Here is a 16,001-nt window from a genome sequence, read left to right on the forward strand (position 1 = left end):
TATTTTCTCTCCTTTTATTTTACTTGATCTCTTTTTTCTAATGTCATGCTCCACGCTGTTAAAATCACAGCACCTACTACCATAATTCCGCCTACCCAAGCCGTATGAATTAATCCTAACGAGTTCGTTACAATACCGCCCAAGTAAGCACCAAGAGCAATTCCTGCGTTAAATGCTGCAATGTTAATCGCCGATGCTACATCAACAGCGCTAGGTACAAACCTCTCAGCCAAGATAACGACATACACTTGTAGCCCTGGAACATTCATAAATGCGAATAGTCCCATGAAAATAATTGTAATGAATCCAGCAACTTTAAATGGCGCTGTAAATGTTAAAACAAATAATACAATCGCTTGAATAAAGAACATGTAAAATAACGCTCGAATCGGATTATGATTTGATAATTTTCCGCCGACCATATTCCCAATCGCAATTGCAATTCCGTACACTAACAAAATAATTGTAACGGTACTTGCTTTAAATCCTGTTACTTCTTGTAATAACGGAGATAAATACGTAAATGTTACGAATGTTCCCCCGTATCCTAATGCAGTAATGATAAATACAAGTAATAGTCTTCCGTTCGTAATCAACTTAAATTGATCGTGAAATGATACAGACGTACCCTTTTTTAAGTTAGAAGGAATTAGCATACTGTTGGCGATTAAAGCAACTATTCCAATTGCCACAATAACAATAAACGAGGCCCTCCAACCAAATTGTTGACCGATAAATGTTCCAATTGGTACACCTGTAATAGTCGCAACAGTTAAACCAGTAAACATAAATGCTATTGCACTTGCACGTTTATTCTCAGGTACAAGCGCAGCCGCAATTGTAGATCCAATTGACATAAAAACCCCATGCGCAAATGCAGATACAACCCTCGCGATAAGTAACACAGTAAAACTTGTTGCTACTGCCGCAATACCATTGCCAATAATGAAAATAATCATAATCCACATTAACAACGTCTTTCGCGACATACTAGCTGTTAATGACGTCAATACTGGAGCACCAAACGCTACTCCTAATGCATATAAAGAAACGGTTAAACCAGCTGTTGTAACCGAAACATTTAAATCTTTCGAAATAGATGGTAGTAAACCGACACTAATAAACTCGGTCGTACCAATCCCAAATGCACTAATTGCTAGTGCTAATAAAGCAAACATACTTCTTCGATTCGTCTGAACTTCTGAAGACGGTACTGTATATGAACTCAATTGAATTCCTCCTTATTACAAGAAATCCAATCATAATAGTGTGATAAAAAGGCCCTTTTATCTTCTAAAAAATATATTTTATACTTACAAATGCTATTATGAATGGTTTCATTCCTTTTTTGAAGAACGCACTTTAAAGTACGATAGGTACCAAAAAGTAACATAGTCACTTTTAGGTACCGTACTACTCACTTGCTTCTTACATGTGCTATTATGAAACATATTTAACATGATAAAAAGTACGTACTTTAAAGTGCTATAGGTACTAAAAAGTAACATTTGTATTATTAAGCTTACTTTACTCATAAAAGGAGGGTTTCATATGAAGAAATACAATATTCCTGTAGAGGCGACTTTAGAGGTTATCGGTGGAAAATGGAAGGTTGTTATCCTTTGTCATCTAACGAAAGGCACAAAAAGAACGAGTGAACTAAAACGTTTAATGCCTGGTATTACACAAAAAATGTTAACTCAGCAATTACGCGAATTAGAAGACGACGGGGTCATTCAAAGAAAAGTCTACAACCAAGTCCCACCAAAAGTAGAATACTCCCTTACTGATTACGGTTGGTCTTTAGAATCAATTCTTGACTCTCTTTGTACTTGGGGCGAATGTCATCTTGAAAAAGAAGGTAATACATCGATACTAATTGCAGAAGGTGAATAATAGGAAAAAGGAAAAAACGAACATGAATTTGTTCGTTTTTTCCTTTTTTTCTATATATATATGTACATTTCTAACTAAAACAAAATATTTTATACGCTTTCATACCTTGTCAGCACTAGGTTATACACTCAATATCAAATAATTAGGAATCATTTTTATGTTAACATAGGTGCATATAGTATATAATATAGGATATATATTATATACACTTTCCGGTAGCGGAGCTTTTCCATTATGCGGACAAGCCATGTATCGGACAGTTCATAAACAATAGGTAAGAAAATATGGTTTTAGATATATGTCAGCTTGTTTGCTGCCATATATTTAAAGGCATTTTATTGTGTTTTGTGAAACTTTGCATAAAGTTTCGTAAACGTTTACTATCTTACTTATAAAAAATAAGAGTATTGCTATCGTAAAGGAGAATTGGAGATGCCAGAAACTATGACTCAAACAAAGCCAGAACAAGAAACTGTACAAATTTCTGCTAGCCAAGGACAACTTGATGTACTTGATCAGTTGTTAAAACCTGAGGTACAAGAATCATTAACAACACTAGTAGAACAGCTTCCAAAATTAACTGAGCTTGTTAACATTTTAACTAAGTCTTATGACTTCGCTCAAACTGTTGCTACTGATGAAGTATTAAAAAGCGACACTGTTGGTGCAATTACAGAGCTTGTAGAACCTGTAAAAGATACAGTGAAAAGCATGGCTGCAACTGCAATCGAAGCGAAAGATCGTGCTGACGAAAGTACTGAAGTTATCGGCCTATTCGGTCTATTAAAATTACTAAAAGATCCACAAGCACAAAAAATGTTCCGCTTTGTGAACGCATATCTTCAAATTAGTGCAGAACGTAACAATAAATAATTTAACTTATAACAACAATTAGTAAAGACGGGGGATATCATACTATGTCAAAACAAATTGTCATCTTAGGCGCTGGTTATGGCGGTCTTCTTGCCGCTTTAAACGTACGTAAATATTACAGCAAATCAGAAGCACAAGTTACAGTGATTAACCAATACCCAACACACCAAATCATCACTGAACTACACCGCCTTGCAGCTGGTAACGTTGCTGAGCAAGCAATTGCAATGCCACTTACAAAGCTTTTCAAAGGCAAAGACATCGATCTTAAAATTGCAACAGTTGAGTCATTCTCAGTTGATAGCAAAGAAATCAAACTAGCTGGCGGCACTACTTTATCTTACGATGCACTTGTAGTTGCTTTAGGAAGTAAAACTGCTTACTTCGGTATTCCAGGACTAGAAGAAAACAGCATGGTATTAAAATCTGCTGCTGATGCAAACAAAATCTACAAACACGTTGAAGACCGTATTCGTGAATACGCGAAAACGAAAAACGAAGCTGATGCTACAATCGTAATCGGTGGTGGCGGATTAACTGGTGTTGAGCTAGTTGGTGAGCTTGCTGACATTATGCCTAAACTTGCAAAAAGCCACGGCGTAAATCCAAAAGAAGTTAAACTTCTTCTTGTTGAAGCAGGTCCAAAAATCCTTCCAGTATTACCAGATCACTTAATCGAACGTGCAACTACTAGCCTAGAAGCACGCGGTGTTACATTCTTAACAGGTCTTCCTGTAACAAACGTTGCTGGCAATGAAATCGACTTAAAAGACGGTCAAAAACTTGTTGCTAACACATTCGTTTGGACAGGTGGCGTACAAGGTAACCCATTAATCGGTGAATCAGGTCTTGAAGTTAACCGTGGCCGTGCAACAGTTGATGCATACCTACAATCTACTTCTCACAAAGACGTATTCGTTGCTGGAGACAGCGCTGTTGTCTTCTCTCCAGACGGTCGTCCATACCCACCAACTGCACAAATCGCTTGGCAAATGGGTGAGCTAATTGGATACAACTTATACGCAGCACTAGAGGGCAAAGCATTCGAAGAGTTCGCACCTGTAAACTCTGGAACACTTGCTAGTCTAGGACGTAAAGATGCCGTTGCTACAATTGGAGCAAGCAATACTCCACTTAAAGGCTTACCAGCATCATTAATGAAAGAAGCAAGTAACGTTCGTTACTTATCACACATTAAAGGTCTATTCAGCTTAGCTTACTAATCTGAATATAAGCCCGAATCATGCCCTGCATGGTTCGGGCTATTTTTATCCGTAATTTTCTCTAACTTATATATTCGGCAGAAGAATAATATAACCCTTTTAATTGTCTAAATTTACTGATTATTTTACGTCTAAATTGTGTATATGAAAGGGGTGGAAGTATTCTTCCTACTCCCACCCCTTTCACACAAACTATTCTCCTAATTTCACAAGGCTATAGTTCTTCTTCCCTTTACGAATAATAATAAATCTTCCATCAAATGAATTTTCTACAGTAACATCCGTACCCAAATCTGTTACTTTCTCACCATTCATAGAAATCGCACCATTATTAATGTCCTCGCGTGCTTGTCGTCTGGATGGTTCAATTCCTAAATCAACTAGCCACTCTACAATATTTTTTGTCTCTTTTGAAGACTGGAATGTTGGCATCTCTTTAAAGCCTTGTTCAATTTCATCAGCTGTTAATGATTTAATATCTCCGCTAAATAATGCTGCTGTAATTTTCTCCGCTTGTAATAACGCCTCTTCTCCATGAACGAATTTCGTCATTTCTTCCGCTAACACTTTTTGCGCTTCACGTTTATGAGGCTCCGCTTCTAACTTCGCTGCTAATTCACCAATACGCTCTTTCGTTAAGAACGTAAAGTATTTCAAGTATTTAATTACGTCACGGTCATCTGTATTTACCCAGAACTGGTAAAATTCAAACGGTGTCGTTTTTTCAGGATCAAGCCAAACCGCACCACCTGCTGATTTACCAAACTTCGTACCGTCCGATTTTAATAATAACGGAATCGTTAATCCGAATACTTTCGCCTCATGACCTTCTAACTTACGAATTAAATCTAAACCACTCGTAATATTTCCCCATTGGTCACTACCACCAATTTGAAGTTGAACATCCTCTTTCGTGTATAAATGGTGGAAATCCAGCGCTTGCAAAATTTGGTATGTGAATTCTGTGAAAGAAATACCTGTATCTAAACGGCTTGCTACAATATCCTTCGCTAACATGCTATTGATGCTAAAGTTTTTCCCGTAATCACGTAAAAACTCAATAATATTGATTTCATGTGTCCAATCATAGTTATTTACCATCTTCACTTCGCTATTTCCACCAAAATCAAATAGCTTTTTCATTTGTGCTGTTAACGCATCTACATTATGCTGAACCACTTCTAACGTTTGAAGTTGACGCTCTGATTGTCGTCCACTCGGATCACCAATTGTTCCTGTTGCCCCGCCAATTAAAATAACAGGATGATGGCCAGCTAATTGGAATCTCTTCATCATCATAAACGGAATCAAATGTCCGATATGCATACTATCACCAGTTGGATCAACTCCGCAGTATAGCGAAATCTTTTTCTCTTCTATTAGCTTACGTAAGCCTTCTTCGTCAGTCTGCTGATTAACGGCACCGCGCCATTCTAATTCATCAATAATATTCATCTTTTGTCATCCCCTTTATTTTTTAAAAACAAAAAAGCCCCTATGTCTACGATAGACATAGGGACGATTATTCACCGTGTTACCACCCAGTTTGCATAAATAGCATAGCTACTCATACCACTCTTAGCAATAATATCGATTGCTAGTCCGCTTAGCATTACCTAAGATACTCCAGAGTGTAATTCGCAAGTTTGTTTGTGCTAGGTTCCAGCAACCCCTAGCTCTCTCATTAACAGTGACAAACTGCTACTGGGCTCTTTCAACGTATGTTATTTGTTAAATTATTAGCCATTATATTGAATTGAAAACAAATTGTCAACAATACCCAAATATTATTTTAAAATAATTCATATCTTCATACGTATTTCGTTATTCCTTATCTTCTCCAATAATCCTTACTTCTCGCTCTAACTTCACGCCAAATTTCTCTTCAACTGTCTTTTGTACGAAGTGAATTAAATCGATGTAATCTTGTGCTGTCCCGTTATCAACATTCACCATAAATCCAGCATGTTTTAAAGAAACTTCTACTCCACCAATTCGCTTACCTTGTAGTCCTGAGTCTTGAATCAACTTACCAGCAAAGTTATTTGGTGGACGCTTAAATACGCTACCACACGAAGGGTATTCTAGAGGCTGTTTTGACTCACGCTTAAACGTTAAATCATCCATTTTTGCTTTAATTTCTTCACGTACACCTTCTTCAAGTTCAAATCTCGCTTCAAGAATAATGTAATGGTTGTTCGCAAATACACTCTTGCGATATCCAAATTCAAATGCTTCTTTCGTCAAAGTACGTAGCTCTCCATCACCTGTCATTACGACAGCTTCTGTTAATACAAACGAAATTTCACCGCCGTATGCACCAGCATTCATATATAATGCTCCGCCAACTGAACCTGGAATACCACAAGCAAACTCAAGACCCGTTAAATTATGATCTAATGCAATGCGTGATACATCAATAATTGCTGCACCACACTGTGCTACAATCGTCGTTCCTGTTACAGTAACACCTGTAATATGAATTAAACTTACTGTAATCCCGCGAATTCCACCATCTTTAATAATGACATTCGATCCATTTCCTAAAAACGTAACTGGAATATTATATTCGTTCGCATATTTGATAACTTCTTGAATTTCATCATAATTTGTAGGCGCAACGAAAACATCTGCTTTTCCGCCAACTTTAATATGCGTATGATTCTTTAACATTTCATCTTGTTTAACATGTCCTTCAGGCAATACCGTACTTAAATATTTATAAACCTCTTGCATATTCATTTTACGATTCCTCTATTTCTATATTCATTTTATCCCGTTATACGGGCCCATAATATCCCCACATACATGAAAGAACCTAAAGTGGTGGATACAGTGTACCCAAAATCAATTCGAGACACCTATAAACCTCTTAATTTATAAGAGGTGCCACTCATATTAAAATATATATTGCATAATAAAGCAACCCAAATGGACTACTAAACTTGACATGTCATCAGAAAGACAACAATTTGTAAAATATGTGACTTTTTCAAAGCACTATCCCTCAGTATCTTACTATACCATACAAAAAGAAAGTGGTATTTTTTTGTACTTTTTACTTTATTTACATCAATGAAAAAAGAGCACATTCCACAGAATGTGCTCTTTCTATACTCATTAAATTATTTTTCGTTCTCTTCTTTTTCCTTATCAAACCATAATAGCTCATCGTCATCCACTTCACCATTATAATTGATTAAAATTTCTTCTCCCGCTTTTATATCCTTATACGCGAAGAAGTTAAAAGTATGATTCTCGAAGACAATTTCATACGTTGCATTCGGATTATATGCATGATTAAATAACATGCCGTATCCTAACAGGAATGCCGTATGATTTACCCCATACTCAAATGCGTAGTCAGCAAGTAACGTTTTTTCAATGTGTTCATGCTGTTCATTCGGATAAGAGATAACTGGTGCTGAGTGAATCAACTCACCCTTTTTAATATCACGAGTTGCAAATACACCTCTATTAAATTCTCCATCACTAAGTTCAGAAGTCTTAACTTCAATCATATTCGTCACCTATATAATTCTTTCTTTGAAGTATTTTATCCCGCTATTTGCGAGGTTCAACTAATAATCAGTAGGTATTAGTCTCACTTTATCTCCTTAAGCTTGGCAGAAAACGCGCAGAAAAGCAATTAAATTACTATCAAGTATTCATTTAAATGAAAAAAGAGCACACATAGTGTGCCCTTTTCAAGAAATATTACTTTTCTAGAATATCTTCTAGTAACTTCACTTGCTCGCTAACAGTATGTAACGTCTTCACCGATATATCATTTCGATGTTTTTCTTCTTCCACACTCGCTAGCACTTCTTCTGTAGCTGTAGAAGTTTGCTGAATTACGTTAGAAGCATGCGTAACATCCTTTACAATATTCGTCGTTTTAACTTGGAAACTTTCTTGATGAACAACAACCTCTCGCATTACTTTATTAATCGCATCAATAAACTTCCCTAAATCAGTTACGTTTGTTAAAACGCTTGCTAACATTTCGTTACACTCTTCTTGTACTCTTTCTGACTTCTCTACCTGCACTTCTACCTTACTTGCTTGATTACTAAACTCCTTCAAAATCCCTTGAATTCTTCCCGCAGAACGATTTGATTCTTCAGCAAGCTTTAACACTTCACTCGCTACAATAGCAAAACCTTTTCCATGCTCACCTGCCCTCGCAGCTTCAATATTTGCATTTAAAGCTAGCAAACTCGTCTGACTTGAAATATTCGTTATTACATCTACAATTTCATTAATTTGTTTCGATTGCATCATTAAATCTCTAAATATAATTCCAGACTGTGAAACAACATCATTTAAACTTCTCATGTTAGCTTCAAAATTTCTTAAAGTATGTACACTACCTTTTGAAATGTCTAAGCTTTCATCCACACGAGCCGATGCAGTTCTTACTTGAGAGATGATTTGTTCAATATTTCCCTCCATATCATTCAATACCTCTACCGAACGATACATCATCTCTGATTGTGATTGCGTACCAACTGCTACCTCTTCAAAGGCAAAATTAATTTCACTCATCGATTCCATCGACGTGTTCATATTTTGCCTTAAATGATTGAAATTACTATCTAGTTTCACAACTGTTTCTTCAATAAATCTTTGCGTCTCTTCTAGCTCCTGAGCTTTTCTCATTACTTCTTGCTTCTCATCACTTAAACGAAGGAGCAGATTAGAACCAATTTTCGTGACGCCCCACATAGCAATTGTTACAATCGCTAACAAACTTGCAAAATTAGCAGCTTCAGACGAGGCTGTATAAGCAAAAAATTGCTCCGGCCAATAGCTACAAAGGATAAATGTGATTACAACAGCTACCCCGCCAAGAATTAAAATAAGGCGCTCACTTAAATAAATAAGTGAAACAGCTAATGTAAAATAGACCATTTGAAATACAGCCGGGCTTTCATTAAAAGCTTGTACCATGATGTAAGACATGGTAAGCAACATAAATGTCATGATATATTTATACGCTGATTCCATACTTTTTATAAAAGTAAAAAGCGTTCCAAATGCAACGACAGAAATACCACAAATCCAAAACGCTATTGCTCTCTCTGTAAAAATATATCCATAATACCCAATCGCGATTATCCCAAGGCAGAAACTACAAATCGTTATAAACAGTAATAAATGATTTTTCTGTGATTCTTTCTCAAGGTTAGAAAAACAAGTCCTCTTTAACCACTCCATATGAAGCCCCACCTTCTACTTATACATATCAATTACTTCAGTTTAAATACCGCACTCACTGGGTTATGATCGCTATTTTCAAACTTTAAATCTTTCCCTTGTACATTTACAATCTCTACATTCGGTGAAACGATAAAGCCATCAATAATAGTGACGAAATTTTCACCTTCTACATATTTCTTTACATCATCTCTCACAGTCATAACAGACGGATCTACAGCCCACTTAAAGCCACCGTCCGTAAAGTCCTTCGGTAACTCTACTAACCACTCAGGACGCTCTTTCACAAACTTCGGATCACTTAATTGAGCGTTTGAAACTAATTGATTCCAATCTCCACCCATTATTACGTAATCACCATTTTCATAATGCTTGTTCATATATTCTTTTAAATACTCTACTTGCTGTTTTCTAATTTTCCCGCCTTCATCATAAGCAGACAAATGTAAATTTACGAGTCTAACATGTTTCCCATTATTAACAGGAATTTTATATTCCACAATTGCTCGATCTAAATCAAACAAACGCTTTGGCCAAGGCTCCATTCCAGGAAGCTGGAACCTCTTCGCTTCTTGAACAGTGTATTTAGAAAACGTACTTAATCCAGCCTCCGCATATCCCATTGGATTTGTTATTGGCACTGGAACCCATTTCGTATCATAGTTCTTGCCAAATGACGAAACATAATCAGGTAATCCTTTTTTCAAAAATTCATGTCCATTTACATCAAATGAACGAAGTGACTTTATATCAACTTCTTGTAATAGCGCAAAATCACTATTCTCATTTTGTAAAAACGAAAGCATATTCTTTAAATTAGTTTCCGTTTGCTCTTTACTACTTGAACCAGATCCCTTTCCACCATCCATAAAGAAATCTTGGTCCTTATCTAACCCAGCATATCCAATATTAAATGTTGTAACTTTAAATTCATTTCCAGTCGCTAATACGCGCTCCTTATTATTCTCCACCTTCAAGCTTATAACATCAGCAGGCTGTTCTTTAGTAAGTGTCATATACGCTAGAAATCCTCCTACAATGCCTGCTAAAACTAAAACACATGTAAATACGATTTTTAAAAATTTCTTCAAATAAATGACTCCTTTTCACGCGAATTTATTTTTCTTTATTTTCAGTCAAATGAAATAAAACGACACACATAAGAAACATTTTACCATAATTAAAACTGTATATCACTATATTTAGTTGATAAGTAATCGATCCCATTTTAATTACTTAAAAAACCTTCAGACATCAAAAAAAAAGAAAATTTACACCCACCTCCTCACTGGAAATTAAACGATATATTTAGTACACTATATGTAATAATCATAGGCGATGGAGTTCGCCATAAACGCTGCTTAGCTAATGACTCCTACCAGTATACATACTGGTAGGAGTCTATTTTTTTGAGCAAGCTATTTAAAGAGGTGAGAAAATTGATTTATATTATCGTTGGCATTGCTGGCATATTAGGAGCTCTTTCTCGTTATTATTTAGGCCTTAATATCACCACATTTTGGCATCATTCATTTCCATTAGCAACATTACTCATTAACTTAATCGGTTGCTTCTTCTTAGCGTGGCTAACTACTTATATCGCTCGGCTAAACCTCTTACCTTCAGAGGTTATCACAGGCATCGGGACTGGATTCATCGGTTCCTTTACGACTTTTTCAACATTTAGTGTAGAAACTGTGCAATTGATCAATCATTCTGAGTGGAGCATAGCCTTCTTATATGTATCATGTAGCATACTTGGTGGCCTCATTATGTCTGGCCTTGGCTATACACTTGGAGATTTCTTAATTAAGAAATCTCTTACGGATGGTGATTACTCATGATAGAAGCTTTATTAGTAGCAACAGGAGGATTTTTCGGTGCGATTACACGATTTGCAATTAGCAATTGGTTTAAGAAAAGAAATAAAACACAATTTCCAATTGCTACATTCCTTATTAATATAACAGGGGCATTTTTACTTGGATATATAATTGGCAACGGAGTCACTACAGGCTGGCAACTATTATTAGGTACTGGATTTATGGGCGCATTCACTACATTTTCGACGTTTAAATTAGAATCTGTTCAGCTTCTCAATCGAAAAAATATTAGCACTTTCCTCTTATACTTAAGCGCTACTTACATAATTGGTATCCTCTTCGCATTCCTTGGAATGAAGCTAGGCGGAATATAAAAAAAAGCGACTCTAACCAGTCGCTTTCTTTCATAAGAAGTATGTCCCGCCATATGGAATGGAAAATAAACCCGCTGGATGTACATCGTAATGTACAATTTGCATCGGAAGTTGTGAATACGGCATATACTGACTTTGCATCATTTGTGCAAAATATGCTTGTTGCTGCATTTGAATAGCCTGATTCACAGCATGAATTGTCCCTTGTGCCCCAGCCAGCGTAATAGCTGCTCCTACTTGTCTACCATTATAAAAATAATGATTCATCATGATTCATCTCACTTATTCTTTTTCTTCCATATGGTATGTTTCTATTTCATAGTGAGTGTTTTGTCCCTATTGGTAGCTCCTATCTATTGCCCTTTTTCAGCTTTGAAGTAATAAATCCAAATAGTAATACACCAATACCACTAAGGAACAATACATAACTTATCGGTACTAGGAAAAAGAAAGGTTCTTCAAGGAATCCATCCGCTCCTATTTTACTGTTTGAAGCATGTATAGTTAAAGAAAGAATCGCTAAAATCATTAAAGAAATAGCTACTACGTATTTATTTTTCATTTCACATTCTCCTCTACTCATGTAATTCTCCTTAGATCGTTAACATCATATTATCTAAAACAACATTAACAGTCAATAATTATTTATTGTTTAACAATAAATAATTATTGACTAAACTAATAACAAAAAGGTTTACGAAGCATCTTAAATCACTTCGCAAACCTTCTAAATTATAAATATTTACACTTCAAACCTCTTGCTTAATACAATATACATTGCGCAAAATAGCACGAATATCCCAGCATAAATTAACAAAATCTCTACACTAAACATATCCGACAACGGACCAAATATTATCATTCCTAAAGGAAGCGCGCATGAATTCGCAATTTGTACAAGGCTAAACATCCGTCCGTGCATCGATGGTTCTACTTTCTCCTGCAATAACACAGTAACTGGTGTATTGAAGCACGGCATTGTTATACCAATTAAAAAATTAAATACTAAATACATAGTAAATATCGGTGCTATTCCGAGTCCAATCATAAGCAGTCCATATAATGCACAAGCTAGCGCTGTTGTATGCATACGATTACGAAAACCACCCCACGCCGCAATCAATACGCCACCAGCTGCCGCACCCGCACTAAAGGTCATCTCACTAGCAGTAAGTCTCCACATTTCGGCCCCGAAAGAACGAGTTACCATTAAAGGTGTTAAAAAAGCAGCTGGACTTATTAAAATCATGACGATAATCAATAAAACGATTAGCCTTTTAATAAATACATTTTCTTTTAAATAAGAGAACCCTTCTTTAATTCCTTGTAGGTTAGATTTTTGCTTACTCTCTACATTCACATGTCCTTCCACCTGAATAACAAACATAATACTAATTCCAACCACAGCCGTAATAACATCAATAAAAAATGTCGTTTCAATGCCAGCAATAGAAAGAATCGCAGCGCTTGCTGCTGGAGAAAGAAACATAATTAAAGATGTAATACTGCTATTTATTCCATTTACTTTCATAAGATACTCTTTCGGAACGATTTGCGGAATTAATGCATTCACAGCTGGCGTTTGTACCCCTGTTCCAGCTGAACGAATGAGTAACACAATAAAAAGTAACCAAATACTTTTATATCCTGTTAAAAATAAACTTGCTAAAACTAACGTCGCAATCGCTATAACCCCATCCGATAACATAATCATCTTTTTACGGTCATAACGATCAATCCAAACACCTGCAAACAAAGATATCGCAATTTGTGGTAGAAAACCGCAAACAGTTGAAATGGTCAACATCACTCCTGATGATGTTGTAAGGGTGATATACCATATAATCGCGTATTGCACGAGAGAGGAACCGAACAACGAAATAGTTTGAGCGGTCAAAAATAATATAATTTTCGTTTTCCAATTGTTTTCACTCATATGTTTCCCACCCCCTTAACTAATCCTGTCTCTATATCAAAGATGCTATCTGCCCAATCAAGATAAAAACTTGCTTCGTGAGATACGAGTATAATGCTGCCCTTAAACTTAATTAGCGCCTTTTGCAAAGCTTCCTTCGCTTCTGCATCTAAATGATTTGTCGGCTCATCTAAAATTAAGAAGTTACAAGGTGATAGTAATAATCCGCACAGTTTCACCTTCGATTGTTCACCACCACTTAACGTACGAATTTCTTGCGAAACGTGCGTATCCTTCACACCACACGCAGCTAAATGATGGCGTATTTCCTTCATATTCAGTTTAGGAAACTGCTCTGAAATAATTTGAAGCGGCGTTAAAGAATCATCGCTCCAATTTAAATCTTGCTCATAATATCCAATCTTTATTTGCTCTGAAAAGTGAAACTCTCCAGAAATACTAGCAATATTTCCAACGATTGTTTTTAATAAAGTAGATTTCCCTACTCCATTGAAACCTGTAATAACAAATTTTTGCCCACCCATTACTGAAAAATTCAACTTGGGTAAAAGAGCAAAATCGTAACCAACTTCAAGGTTATTTACTTCAAGAACTGTCTGAACTGAAATGGGAAGTTCCCGAAAATGAATAGACGGTTTATGAGTAAAACTTGGTGGCGCAATTCTTTCCATACGCTCCAATTGTTTTCTACGACCTTGCGCTATTTTTGAATTCACCCCAGCAATATTTCTACGAATATACTCTTCCGTTTTTTCAATTCTCTTTTGCTGTGCATGGTATTGGCGAATATAATCTTTTCGTAAATGCTCCTTTTGTCTTACAAAATCTGAATATTTTCCGTAATACTTCTTCACCGTTCCGAACTCTACATCACATATACAAGAAGTTACTTTTTCCAGAAAATCAAAATCATGTGACACGACAATAAATGCTCCTTCAAAATTCATTAAATAATTAGCAAGCCACTCCACATGCTCCTTATCGAGAAAATTCGTCGGTTCATCTAGTAATAAAATATTAGGCTCTTCTAATAAGAGCTTCGCTAAAATTACCTTTGCACGCTGCCCTCCGCTTAATTCACCAATAACACGATCCATCCCAATCGCATCAATACCTAAACTGGCTGCCACCTTATTCGTAATACTGTCTACTGAATAAAAATCACGAGCCTCAAGCTGCTCTTGCATTTCAGCCGCTTTTAGTAGTTGATTCTCATCTCCAGTCATCGCACTTTCTTCATATAACTTGTTCATTCTCTTTTCCATTTCATACAAATCATAAAAAGCTCTCTTTAAATATTGTGAAATGGTATAACCCTCATCAATTTCAGCGTATTGATCAAGATGCCCAATTTGAATGTTAGGTTGCCACTTTATGTCTCCCTTATCAGAAATAATTTCCCCCACCAATATTTTCATTAATGTGCTTTTTCCTGCACCATTCTGCCCAACAATTCCCATATGCTCCCCTTTATGCAAATCAAAAGAAGCATTCTCGTATAATACTTTATCTATAAAACTATGTGATAAACTTTCAACTTTAAGTAAACTCATTTTTATTCCTCTTTTCCTGAAATTAAAAAAAGCAGAGAGATAGCGTCATTCGACACTAGCCCTCTGCTTCGTGGTTTTTCCTATACTACTCCAATTTACGGTAAAGACTCATCGGAATAATATACACAAAGGGCCATAGACAAAGCATTGTCTATGGCCCCTTAATCTATTTTATACACCAGCTGAAAAACCATAACGAAATAAGCATAGATAAACTATACTTTTTTAGAAAAGTTATTCAGCCGATGAATATAGGGGATTTATACCCCTTGATTAAGCTCCGTACAACGCTTCACCGTATACATTTGTGCGGAGCAAAGTTTTCTAATGAGTTTTACAAATTTTATATAAAGCATATTCTGCACCTTCCTTAATACTTAAAAGGGATTTTAGCATACGGTTTTACGAAGCGTCAACATTACTTCCGAATCTTTCAACTACTTGCTTTCAAAATATTGCTTCTGAAACATACACATTCTTATCGCATTATGATAGTTACCATCAACGAAAAACTCATCGATAAGCTCACCTTCTACCATAAATCCAACTTTTTTATAAACATGTACTGCTTTTTCATTTTCCTTATCCACAACTAAATATATCTTATGCATATTTAATACAGCGAAAGCATAATCCATCGCTAAACGCGTCGCCTCTGCTGCATAACCATATCCTTGATAATTCGGATCAATAATAATTTGGAATTCTGTTCTACGGTGAATATAATCGATTTCTACTAACTCAACTAATCCAACCATTTCATTGTCTTTCTCAACGATAAATCGGCGTTCGCTTTGATCATGTATATGTTTATCGTATAAGTCTTGCAGCTCTACAAATGCCTCATATGGCTCTTCAAACCAATATGACATAATATGCGCATTATTATTCAGTTCGTGTACGAACTTTAAATCTTCTCGTTCCAATGGACGTAACTTCAATTCCTGATTCATTCCTATAACCTCCAAGTAAAAGAAACCTCTTCACTTAATTTCTCGATTTTTTTCGATTTCAAACGCCCTAATTTCATTGTAAACTTTCAAGCAACTTGAAGGTCAAGATGTAAAAACTAATGTAAAAATATTATGCCGAAATTTATAACT

Annotated in this window: 16 protein-coding genes, 1 riboswitch and 1 other annotated feature; of the genes, 5 read left to right on the plus strand and 11 right to left on the minus strand. The window is 35.9% G+C overall.

Annotated features, from left to right (window positions below; translation table 11 throughout):
* Positions 1–14: 14 nt before the first annotated feature.
* Positions 15–1,178 carry an MFS transporter gene (locus JFU02_RS16780; RefSeq protein WP_003308093.1) on the minus strand — a complete coding sequence of 388 codons (1,164 nt, stop codon included), beginning with the start codon at positions 1,176–1,178 and terminating at the stop codon, positions 15–17.
* A 373-nt stretch (positions 1,179–1,551) separates the two neighbouring features.
* On the opposite strand from JFU02_RS16780, the gene JFU02_RS16785 reads away from it, so the two are divergent.
* The 3 genes from JFU02_RS16785 (at position 1,552) to JFU02_RS16795 (ending at position 3,992) form a co-directional block, all read left to right on the plus strand.
* On the plus strand, positions 1,552–1,896 hold the full coding sequence (locus JFU02_RS16785; RefSeq protein WP_097820901.1) for a winged helix-turn-helix transcriptional regulator: 345 nt from the start codon (positions 1,552–1,554) through the stop codon (positions 1,894–1,896).
* 432 nt (positions 1,897–2,328) lie between these two features.
* On the plus strand, positions 2,329–2,769 hold the full coding sequence (locus JFU02_RS16790; RefSeq protein WP_001115310.1) for a DUF1641 domain-containing protein: 441 nt from the start codon (positions 2,329–2,331) through the stop codon (positions 2,767–2,769).
* Between the two features lie 44 nt (positions 2,770–2,813).
* Positions 2,814–3,992 (plus strand): NAD(P)/FAD-dependent oxidoreductase, encoded by a 1,179-nt coding sequence (locus JFU02_RS16795; RefSeq protein ID WP_000043197.1) that lies wholly within the window; start codon positions 2,814–2,816, stop codon positions 3,990–3,992.
* Positions 3,993–4,184: 192 nt separating this feature from the next.
* Here the strand turns inward: JFU02_RS16795 and tyrS are convergent, their stop codons facing one another.
* The 5 genes from tyrS to JFU02_RS16820 form a co-directional block, all read right to left on the minus strand.
* Entirely contained in the window at positions 4,185–5,447 is a 1,263-nt protein-coding gene (gene tyrS / locus JFU02_RS16800; RefSeq protein WP_086406396.1) for a tyrosine--tRNA ligase, read from the minus strand.
* A 56-nt stretch (positions 5,448–5,503) separates the two neighbouring features.
* Positions 5,504–5,719, minus strand: a binding site (T-box leader).
* A 97-nt stretch (positions 5,720–5,816) separates the two neighbouring features.
* Positions 5,817–6,734 carry a UDP-N-acetylmuramate dehydrogenase gene (murB, locus tag JFU02_RS16805; protein ID WP_001057103.1) on the minus strand — a complete coding sequence of 306 codons (918 nt, stop codon included), beginning with the start codon at positions 6,732–6,734 and terminating at the stop codon, positions 5,817–5,819.
* A 383-nt stretch (positions 6,735–7,117) separates the two neighbouring features.
* Positions 7,118–7,513 (minus strand): SET domain-containing protein, encoded by a 396-nt coding sequence (locus JFU02_RS16810; RefSeq protein WP_000573651.1) that lies wholly within the window; start codon positions 7,511–7,513, stop codon positions 7,118–7,120.
* 196 nt (positions 7,514–7,709) lie between these two features.
* On the minus strand, positions 7,710–9,212 hold the full coding sequence (locus JFU02_RS16815; protein ID WP_000455071.1) for a DUF4077 domain-containing protein: 1,503 nt from the start codon (positions 9,210–9,212) through the stop codon (positions 7,710–7,712).
* Between the two features lie 32 nt (positions 9,213–9,244).
* Complete coding sequence (locus JFU02_RS16820) at positions 9,245–10,303, minus strand: endonuclease/exonuclease/phosphatase family protein (RefSeq protein ID WP_000714046.1); 1,059 nt, start codon at positions 10,301–10,303, stop codon at positions 9,245–9,247.
* A gap of 234 nt (positions 10,304–10,537) precedes the next feature.
* Positions 10,538–10,597, plus strand: a riboswitch (Fluoride riboswitch).
* 54 nt (positions 10,598–10,651) lie between these two features.
* Between JFU02_RS16820 and crcB (JFU02_RS16825) the strand changes: the two genes are divergently transcribed.
* Both crcB (JFU02_RS16825) and crcB (JFU02_RS16830) read left to right on the plus strand, forming a co-directional pair.
* On the plus strand, positions 10,652–11,056 hold the full coding sequence (gene crcB / locus JFU02_RS16825) for a fluoride efflux transporter CrcB (protein ID WP_201072149.1): 405 nt from the start codon (positions 10,652–10,654) through the stop codon (positions 11,054–11,056).
* Entirely contained in the window at positions 11,053–11,409 is a 357-nt protein-coding gene (crcB, locus tag JFU02_RS16830) for a fluoride efflux transporter CrcB (RefSeq protein WP_061666145.1), read from the plus strand. Before crcB (JFU02_RS16825) ends, crcB (JFU02_RS16830) begins: the two co-directional genes overlap by 4 nt.
* 30 nt (positions 11,410–11,439) lie before the next feature.
* Here crcB (JFU02_RS16830) and JFU02_RS16835 read toward each other — a convergent pair whose 3' ends face one another.
* From JFU02_RS16835 to speG, 5 genes are all read right to left on the minus strand, one after another.
* Positions 11,440–11,679 (minus strand): DUF3947 family protein, encoded by a 240-nt coding sequence (locus JFU02_RS16835; RefSeq protein ID WP_000980956.1) that lies wholly within the window; start codon positions 11,677–11,679, stop codon positions 11,440–11,442.
* Positions 11,680–11,758: 79 nt separating this feature from the next.
* On the minus strand, positions 11,759–11,992 hold the full coding sequence (locus JFU02_RS16840; RefSeq protein ID WP_061666146.1) for a DUF3955 domain-containing protein: 234 nt from the start codon (positions 11,990–11,992) through the stop codon (positions 11,759–11,761).
* A gap of 159 nt (positions 11,993–12,151) precedes the next feature.
* Positions 12,152–13,345, minus strand: coding sequence for an MFS transporter (locus JFU02_RS16845; protein WP_061666147.1), 1,194 nt, complete (start codon positions 13,343–13,345; stop codon positions 12,152–12,154).
* Positions 13,342–14,898, minus strand: a complete 1,557-nt coding sequence (locus JFU02_RS16850; RefSeq protein ID WP_201071300.1) for an ABC-F family ATP-binding cassette domain-containing protein — start codon at positions 14,896–14,898, stop codon at positions 13,342–13,344. Before JFU02_RS16850 ends, JFU02_RS16845 begins: the two co-directional genes overlap by 4 nt.
* 437 nt (positions 14,899–15,335) lie before the next feature.
* Positions 15,336–15,851 (minus strand): spermidine N1-acetyltransferase, encoded by a 516-nt coding sequence (gene speG / locus JFU02_RS16855; protein WP_061666149.1) that lies wholly within the window; start codon positions 15,849–15,851, stop codon positions 15,336–15,338.
* Positions 15,852–16,001 lie beyond the last annotated feature (150 nt).

It is taken from the genome of Bacillus sp. TH13, from assembly GCF_016651175.1.
GTDB lineage: Bacteria > Bacillota > Bacilli > Bacillales > Bacillaceae_G > Bacillus_A > Bacillus_A thuringiensis_S.

Coding starts and splice junctions, on each gene's coding strand:
- JFU02_RS16780 (WP_003308093.1), bottom strand. CDS start 1,178: ATGTTTGCTTTATTAGCACTAGCAATTAGTGCATTTGGGATTGGTACG.
- JFU02_RS16785 (WP_097820901.1), top strand. CDS start 1,552: ATGAAGAAATACAATATTCCTGTAGAGGCGACTTTAGAGGTTATCGGT.
- JFU02_RS16790 (WP_001115310.1), top strand. CDS start 2,329: ATGCCAGAAACTATGACTCAAACAAAGCCAGAACAAGAAACTGTACAA.
- JFU02_RS16795 (WP_000043197.1), top strand. CDS start 2,814: ATGTCAAAACAAATTGTCATCTTAGGCGCTGGTTATGGCGGTCTTCTT.
- tyrS (WP_086406396.1), bottom strand. CDS start 5,447: ATGAATATTATTGATGAATTAGAATGGCGCGGTGCCGTTAATCAGCAG.
- murB (WP_001057103.1), bottom strand. CDS start 6,734: ATGAATATGCAAGAGGTTTATAAATATTTAAGTACGGTATTGCCTGAA.
- JFU02_RS16810 (WP_000573651.1), bottom strand. CDS start 7,513: ATGATTGAAGTTAAGACTTCTGAACTTAGTGATGGAGAATTTAATAGA.
- JFU02_RS16815 (WP_000455071.1), bottom strand. CDS start 9,212: ATGGAGTGGTTAAAGAGGACTTGTTTTTCTAACCTTGAGAAAGAATCA.
- crcB (WP_061666145.1), top strand. CDS start 11,053: ATGATAGAAGCTTTATTAGTAGCAACAGGAGGATTTTTCGGTGCGATT.
- JFU02_RS16835 (WP_000980956.1), bottom strand. CDS start 11,679: ATGATGAATCATTATTTTTATAATGGTAGACAAGTAGGAGCAGCTATT.
- JFU02_RS16840 (WP_061666146.1), bottom strand. CDS start 11,992: ATGAGTAGAGGAGAATGTGAAATGAAAAATAAATACGTAGTAGCTATT.
- JFU02_RS16845 (WP_061666147.1), bottom strand. CDS start 13,345: ATGAGTGAAAACAATTGGAAAACGAAAATTATATTATTTTTGACCGCT.
- JFU02_RS16850 (WP_201071300.1), bottom strand. CDS start 14,898: ATGAGTTTACTTAAAGTTGAAAGTTTATCACATAGTTTTATAGATAAA.
- speG (WP_061666149.1), bottom strand. CDS start 15,851: ATGAATCAGGAATTGAAGTTACGTCCATTGGAACGAGAAGATTTAAAG.